The organism is Streptomyces sp. NPDC006450, assembly GCF_040612195.1.
Taxonomy (GTDB): Bacteria; Actinomycetota; Actinomycetes; order Streptomycetales; family Streptomycetaceae; genus Streptomyces.
The window spans coordinates 1-6,959 of record NZ_JBEXPT010000202.1; the positions used below are offsets into that span (position 1 = coordinate 1).

General features: G+C 74.1%; 4 protein-coding genes and 1 pseudogene. 3 read left to right on the top strand and 2 right to left on the bottom strand.

Annotated elements, in window-relative coordinates; genetic code table 11:
* Positions 1 to 1,133 (bottom strand): GAF domain-containing protein (locus tag ABZY57_RS31490; RefSeq protein ID WP_356517757.1); only part of this gene is annotated, 1,133 nt, incomplete at its 3' end.
* 954 nt (positions 1,134 to 2,087) lie between these two features.
* On the opposite strand from ABZY57_RS31490, the pseudogene ABZY57_RS31495 reads away from it, so the two are divergent.
* Positions 2,088 to 2,795, top strand: a pseudogene (locus ABZY57_RS31495) (SPFH domain-containing protein); the annotation flags it as partial.
* A 29-nt stretch (positions 2,796 to 2,824) separates the two neighbouring features.
* On the top strand, positions 2,825 to 3,739 hold the full coding sequence (locus tag ABZY57_RS31500; RefSeq protein ID WP_356517759.1) for a C40 family peptidase: 915 nt from the start codon (positions 2,825 to 2,827) through the stop codon (positions 3,737 to 3,739).
* An 82-nt stretch (positions 3,740 to 3,821) separates the two neighbouring features.
* On the opposite strand, the gene ABZY57_RS31505 is transcribed toward ABZY57_RS31500, so the two are convergent.
* Complete coding sequence (locus tag ABZY57_RS31505) at positions 3,822 to 5,228, bottom strand: DUF6777 domain-containing protein (RefSeq protein ID WP_356517761.1); 1,407 nt, start codon at positions 5,226 to 5,228, stop codon at positions 3,822 to 3,824.
* Between the two features lie 400 nt (positions 5,229 to 5,628).
* Between ABZY57_RS31505 and ABZY57_RS31510 the strand changes: the two genes are divergently transcribed.
* A complete protein-coding gene (locus tag ABZY57_RS31510; protein ID WP_356517763.1) occupies positions 5,629 to 6,930 on the top strand; it encodes a streptophobe family protein in 1,302 nt (433 codons plus the stop codon).
* Positions 6,931 to 6,959 lie beyond the last annotated feature (29 nt).

Consider the following 6,959-nt stretch of genomic DNA (forward strand, 5'->3'; position numbering starts at 1 on the left):
GCGTCCGTGTCGTGGCCCTCCACGTCGCCGATCATCACTCCGACCCGGCCCTCGCCCAGCGGGACCACGTCGTACCAGTCGCCGCCGATGTCCCGCCCCATCCGGGCGGCCCGGTACCGCACGGCGATCCGCGCGCCCGCCACCTCCGGGATCCGGCGCGGGAGCATGGCCGTCTGGAGGCCCTCGGCGAGATCGTGCTCCTGCTCGAAGAGCATGGCGCGCTGGAGGCTCTGCGCGATGCCGCTGCCCAGCGCCATCAGGACGTTGCGCTCCTCGGCGTTGAAGTCGCCCTCCCTCGTGTAGAGCAGCCCGAGCGCGCCGACCGGACGGCCCTGCGCAATCAGGGGCAGGTAGACGCCGCTGCGGACGGCCAGCGGCTCGATATACGGCCACACGGCCGGGAAGCGCTCCTGGAACTCCTCGCGGGAGCTGATGAACACCGGCCGCATCGTCCGTACGGCCTCGCTCAGCGGCAGTGGCGCGTCGATCCGCGTGTACTCGGTCTCCGGTACGTACGCGCCCAGCTGCCCCTCCGCGACCAGGTGGATCCGGCCGCCGTCGACGACGCCGAGCATGACGCTGACCGCGCCGAGGTGGCCGAGGGCCTCGGGGTCCTTGAGGACGTCGGTGACGTCGTTGACGGTGCGGGCGTGCGCGAGGATCGCCGTGGTCCGCTCGACGACCCCGGTCATGCGGCGCCGGCCCTCGTCGCGCTCGCCGGCCGCGCCGGGCTCGCCGGGATCGTGGTCGGCGTCGCGGACGATCCCGATGATCCGGTACGGACGCCCGCGCGGGTCCCGCAGGATGCGGCCCTGGACATGGGTCCAGCCCGGCGCTCCGTCCCGGTTTCGGCTGCGTACGTAGGCCCCGTAGTGACTGCGGCCGCCCTTCAGCGCCTGCGCGACCCGCGCGTCGAGCCGGGCCTCCTCGCCGGGTGCGAGGCGGACCCGCAGGCCGGCGGAGGTTCCCGTGAACTCCTCGGGGCGCAGGTCGAGGACCTCGAGGGCGGTGGTGTCCAGAAACATCTGCCCGCTGTCGAGGTCCCAGTCGAAGGTGCCCATGCGGTTGAGCGCGAGGCTCGTGTCCGTCTGGGCAGGCCACTCGACCTGGGGGGTCACTCCCCATTCGGCCACACCTTCAGGGTCTCACTCTTCGGCGGTGCGCGCCGGTCTGCGGGAGCTTGCCGCGGCGGCACGGGGAAGGGCGCGGGTCCGCGGTACGCGAAGGACGGATCCGGCGTGTCGGCGGGTGTCCGGCGCCCCGTGTGCGCCGGCGACCGTTCATGACGCCGAGTGCCGGGACGAAAAGGACCAAAGTCCCGGCCTGTCGCGACTTTTGCCGAATAAGCGACTTGTACGATTTCGCGAAGATCGATCCGTTCATGATCATCTTTACTGGCGTCAGGAACCCCCCGGAACGGGGTGGTTGACGCCCTTGGCTGTGTGGGGTGTGGCTTGTCGCAAGCGCCGAAGACGACCGGAGAGCCGGCCGGAGCGCCGGAGGGAGGGGTCGAAGGAGGACCGGACGCAGGGGCGGAGGAGGAGGGGGCGCGGACCCCGGGCCGGATATCCGCCCCGCTCACCGACCCCACCTCCCCCGACGCCTCCGCCTCAGGCTCAGGCTCAGGCTCAGGCTCAGGCTCCACTGTCGCCGGCCCCCTCGGGGCCCGTAACGGGCGCGGGAGTCTGGTCGTGCGGCCGTACCGGGATCCGCTCGTCCTCGGTCCCCTCTTCCGCGACGAGGAACAGGCCGGCATCCCTGCCACGACCACCGTCCGCCCCGACCGCCGCCGCGGAGGTCACGGACCCGCCGCGCCCGACACGCTGCGGCAGGCCGCCGCACATCCGGCGATACCCCGGCCCGCCCGACCGGCAGCAGAGGCGCGGGCCACCCCGCGGACCGTCCCCTCCGTGCTCGACCCCGAGCTCACCGAACACCCTGCGCGGGCCTGTTCCGGCTGGTGGGCCCTGCTCGCCGCCGCTGTGGCCGCGGCCGGCGCCGCCGTCCTCCCGCGCTTCGGGGAGCTCCGCCCCTCCACCTCCCCCGCCGAGGCCTGGCCCCTGGCCGTCCTCGTGTGCTGCGTGCTCCTCACGCTCGCCGCGCTCGGCGGACTGCGGCGCGGCCGCGCCGGCCAGGCCTGGTCGCTGACCCTCTTCGGCCGCTACCGCGGCACGATCCGGCGTACCGGCCTCATCTGGTCCAACCCGCTGCCCCGGCACACCCGTGTCGACGTACGACTGCGCCACTGGCGCAGCGAGCCGCTCCGCGTCGTCGACTCCGAGGGCACCGCGCTGCGCTCCGTGGTCCTCGTCGTATGGCGGGTCGGGGACACCGCCCGCGCGCTGCTCGCGGTCGACGACCACACCGCGTATCTGAGCGGACAGGTGGAGTCCGCGACCGCCCGGGTGCTCTCCCGGATGCCCGCCGACTCCTTCGGCCAGGAGCCGGCCGGACCGGAAACCCTGCGCGACACCGAGGCCGTGGGCGACGAGCTGACCCGACTGCTCGCCGCCGAATGCAAGGCCGTCGGCGTCGAAGTCTTCTCCGCCCGGCCGCTGCACGTCGAGTACGCCCCCGAGGTCGCCGCCGCGATGCAGCGCCGCCGGGTCGCCTCGATCGACGCCCGGCACCGGGACTCCGTCCTCACCTCCGTGCTCGACGCCGTCGACGACACCGTTCACCGGATGTCGGACCGCGGGCTCGTGAGCCTGGACGACTACGAACGCAAGGCCCTGGTCAAGGACTTGACCGTGGCCTTCTACACGGCGCGCGGCCCTGCCGCCGACGCCCGCTGAAAACACCCCCGATGGATAAGGAACCATGCATGCGCACGCCCGAATTCACCGAAGAAATACCCGACAGCTGTGACTGCGCCGGCTGCGCGCGCGGCACGACGGCCATGAGGGCCGCCGCCGCCCGCCGCCGTCGCTGCACCCTGCGCGGAGCCGTGGTCGCTGCCGTCGGCGCCACGCTGCTGATGGGCACCGGAGCGGCCACCGCGTCCGCCGAACCGGCCCCGGCGCACGCGGGCTGGGACGGCACGAAGTACTGGTACAAGGACACGACCGGCTGGTGGCGCTGGACCCAGCACTACAGCACGTACGTGGCGAACGGCGGCGGTCCCTCGGCCGGCACCTCCTCCTCTTCTTCCTCCCCCTCCTCCGTACGCACCTCCGAGCCGACCTTCCGCGGCCGAGCCGGCTGGGACGCGACGGACCGCGTGTACTGGTACAAGGACGGCACCGGCTGGTGGCGCTGGACCCAGCACAAGGCCAAGTACGAGCGCTTCGCCGGCAGCTCCGGCTCGGGCTCCGGCTCTTCCTCCGGCTCGTCCGGTTCCTCCGGCTCTTCGGGCTCCTCCGGCGCCCCTGTCCGCCAGGGCACGGAGGGCGCCATCTCCTTCGCGAGCCGCCACCTCGGCGACCCGTACGTCTGGGGCGGCAACGGCCCCCGCGGCTGGGACTGCTCGGGCCTGGTCCAGGCCGCGTACCGCTCCGCGGGCATCACCCTCCCCCGCGTGGCCTCCGACCAGTACCGGTCCACCACCCCGATCTCCCGCTCCGAACTGCGGCGCGGAGACCTGGTGTTCTGGACCTCGAACGGCAAGACCTCGGGCATCCACCACGTCGCCGTCTACCTGGGCGGCGGCACGTACATCGAGGCCCCGCGCCCGGGCAAGCAGGTCCGCGTCTCCAGCTTCGGCGCGTACAACCCGAACCTGTACGGGCGCGTCCGCTAGCAGCCGCCCCCGCCCGGCGGCAGTACCGGACCTCCCCCGGGGCCACCGGCCCCGGGGGAGGTCCTCGTGTCGGGCGGGGACCCTACTGGCCACCGCCACCGCTGTCCGTGCCTCCGTCCTGACCCGCGTCGCCACCTTCTTCGGGCGCGACCGGCGAGGGCGACGGCGGGAGCTGCGGCCGTACCGAGGTCACCGGCGGGGTCGGCGGCTCAGGCCGCAGCGAGGTCGCCGGGGGCTCGGGAACCACCGGCGCCGCCGAGGAGATCGTGGGCGGCGCCGGAGTCGGTGGTTCCGACGAGCTCGGCGAGGGCGACGCGGAGGGCGTCGGCGAGGTCACCCGCCGGTCCGCGGACGGCGAGGTGGAGGCCGACTCGGACGGCGACGGGGAGACGGACGGGGAGACCGACTCGGACGGGGATTCCGAGGGCGTCTCCGAAGGCGAGACCGACTCCGACGGAGACTCCGAAGGCGACTCGGACGGGGACTGCGACGGGGAGTCGGTCGGCGACACCGTCGGGGACGGGGACGTGACGGTCGGGGACGGGGAAGTGAGGGTCGGGGACGGCGACGTGAGCGTCGGGGACGGCGACGTGAACGTCGGGGTCGGCGACGGCGGCGGGGTGGTGAAGATCGGGGTCGGGATCACCGGCGGCGGAATCGGCTTGTCGTGCCGCCCGCGGTGGTCGCCCCGGTCACGCTCGAACCAGCGGCTGTCGCGGAAGTCGTAGATCACGAACTTGTTCACGATGGTCACGGACGGCGCGATGACCACCACCCGCGAGGGCTGGTACGAGGTCCAAGGCTGTCCGAACCGCTTCGGGTTGGCCTTCAGTGCCACCGGCGCCCCGAGCGGGTTTCCGCAGGCGCAGCGCACCCGCGGCACCCCGCGGCCGTCGACGAGCACGGCGGTCCCGGACTGGAGCACCGCCTGGTAGCTGGTGGCGCTGCCGTCCCGGTAGCCGTGGTTGGTGACCCGGGTGTCCACCCGGAGCTGAACCGGGGTGAGGGAGCGCAGGTACGCCGGCACGGCCGTCGGCTGGATGCCGAGCGACGAGGCGAACGCCGCGTTCTTGGAGGGCTGCGCCGACAGCACCCTGATCTGCTTCTCGACGTCACAGGCGGGCACGTCCCGCGCGCCCCCGTACAGCTCGGGCGAGGCGCCGCTGACGCTGCGGGTGGCCGTGGTTCCCGTGGAGGACGGGGCCTTCGACTCGGGCTTCGTCTCCGTCGTCGAAGGCGGCGGGCTCTCGGGTGGCGCCGTGGCGTCCTTGGCCGCGGTGGACTCGGTGAACGGGTCCGGCCCGGACGCCGCCACGGGCTGCAGGAAGACCTCGTTGCCCGCGGAGGTGGTGGTGCCCCCGCCACCGGTGGGCCTGGTCAGTACGACGGCCAGGGTCACGGCGGCGGCAAGGGCGACGATCGTGGTGGCGAGCCGGGGAACGGAGCGCCACCACGGCTTGTGCGGGGGCTCGGGGGTCCCGGGGGGCACCCCGCTCCCGGAGCCTCCGGGAGGGGCCGGGGGCGGAGGTGGCGGGGGCCCTTCCCGGCCCCCGGACAGGGGTCCGGAGGGCGGACCCGTGGGGCGCCCGGACGAAGACGACGGCGGCTGCGAGGGCGGCTGTGACGGCTGTGTCGGCCACGGCGGCTGCTGGCCGGAGGGTTGTGTGGTCACGGGCTCTTCTTCCCAGGCGGAGGGGTTCCGGTCCCCTGTGGACGTTCCGCTGCGGGGATCCTGCGGATCCTTCGGGCCTTGCTCCGTGGCGTTCCGCCATGGAACTTCCGCGTATCTCGGGTCATCAGCGGAAATCTCCGGATGTGGTGCACTCCTGGCGACCATTGTGTGCGCCGTCCGGGTGGTGGCCGCAAGCGGAGCTGCCTACGGTGGCAGGGTGAGCCCAACAACGGCACCGGCCGCGCGAGCCTGGCGCGACGCCCTCGTCGCGGTCCTCGCAGGCTTCGCGGTCATGGCGGTCGTCGCCTCCGCGGGGCTCGCACTCGCCGGCGCCGGCGATCTGCCCGGTGGTGCGTTCCCGCACGTGGTGGCCGCCGTCGTCCTGATGGCCGCGGGTGGCTCGGTCGAGGTGACGGGCGGGGCCGGCTTCCTGGCGGGGGCCGCCGCGAGCCTGTCCCTACTCCCCCTCTCCGTCAGCCTGGCCGGCGCGCTGACCACCGGCTGGCTCTTCCTGCGCCCCCTGCACAACCGGGCCGTGGCGGGGGCTCGTGAACTCCTGGCCCGTGCCGCCCCCTTGGTGCTCCTGTGGCTGGTGGCGCTGACCGGCGTCGCGCTGCTGTCGCGCCGGACCTTCGCGATCTCCACCGGCGACTCGATCCTCGGTGACATCGGCGAAGTCCTCGACGCCGGCCCGACGGTGGGCTTCGAGGCCGCGATCCCCGCCAGCCTCGGCTTCGGACTGCTCTGGATCCTGGGCCTGTTGCTGATCGCCCTGCTGGTGTCCCGGCGCGCACCGCTCCCTGCGGGGCTGGTCCGCTTCCACGCGGCGGTGCGTCCGGCGGCGTTCGCCGTGGTCGCGCTGCTCCTCGCGTACGTCGTCGTCGGGATCGGCGTCGGCCTGGTGGTGGCGGCGACCCGGGGGCACGCGGACCGCACCCTGGCGGTGATCCTGCTGGGTCTGCCCAACCTGGTCTGGCCCGCCCTCACGCTCGGCTTCGGCGGGGCCTGGGAGGGGAAGGCCGAGGGGCCGTTCGGGCTGCCCGTACCGCAGGTCCTGGACGAGGTGCTGCGCGCCTCCGGCCGCGGCTCCGGCTCCGCCCCGGACCTGTCCACCATCGACGTGGCCTCGCTCGCGGAGCGGGACTCCCGGGCCTGGTGGCTGGTCGTCCTGGCCGTCGTCCTCCTGCTCGCCACCGGCGCACTGGCCGCCGCCCGCTCGCCCGCGCACGTCCGTCCCTGGCAGCACGCCCTCCACCTGGCCGTCGCCCTGGCGCTGGCCACCCTGGTGGTCTGCCTGCTGGCCCGGATCCAGGCCCAGTTCGGCCTCTCCCTGCTGGGCATCGGAGACGTCGACGACCTCAGCGGCGAGGTGGAGCTGCGCCCCCTGCTCTGGCGCACGGTCGGCCTCGCCTTCCTCGCGGGCGCGGTGGCGGGCTTCCTCGGAGCCCTGCTTCCCCGCCGCCGGGGCGAAAGCGACCCCCGGCGCCCCGCCGACTCCGCCGATCCCACCGCGCGCTGACCCGCTTCCGCGGTGGCCCGGGCCGCCCC

Bases quoted from the DNA above. Each gene is read 5' to 3' on its own strand.
- ABZY57_RS31500 (WP_356517759.1), top strand. From the start codon at position 2,825: ATGCGCACGCCCGAATTCACCGAAGAAATACCCGACAGCTGTGACTGC.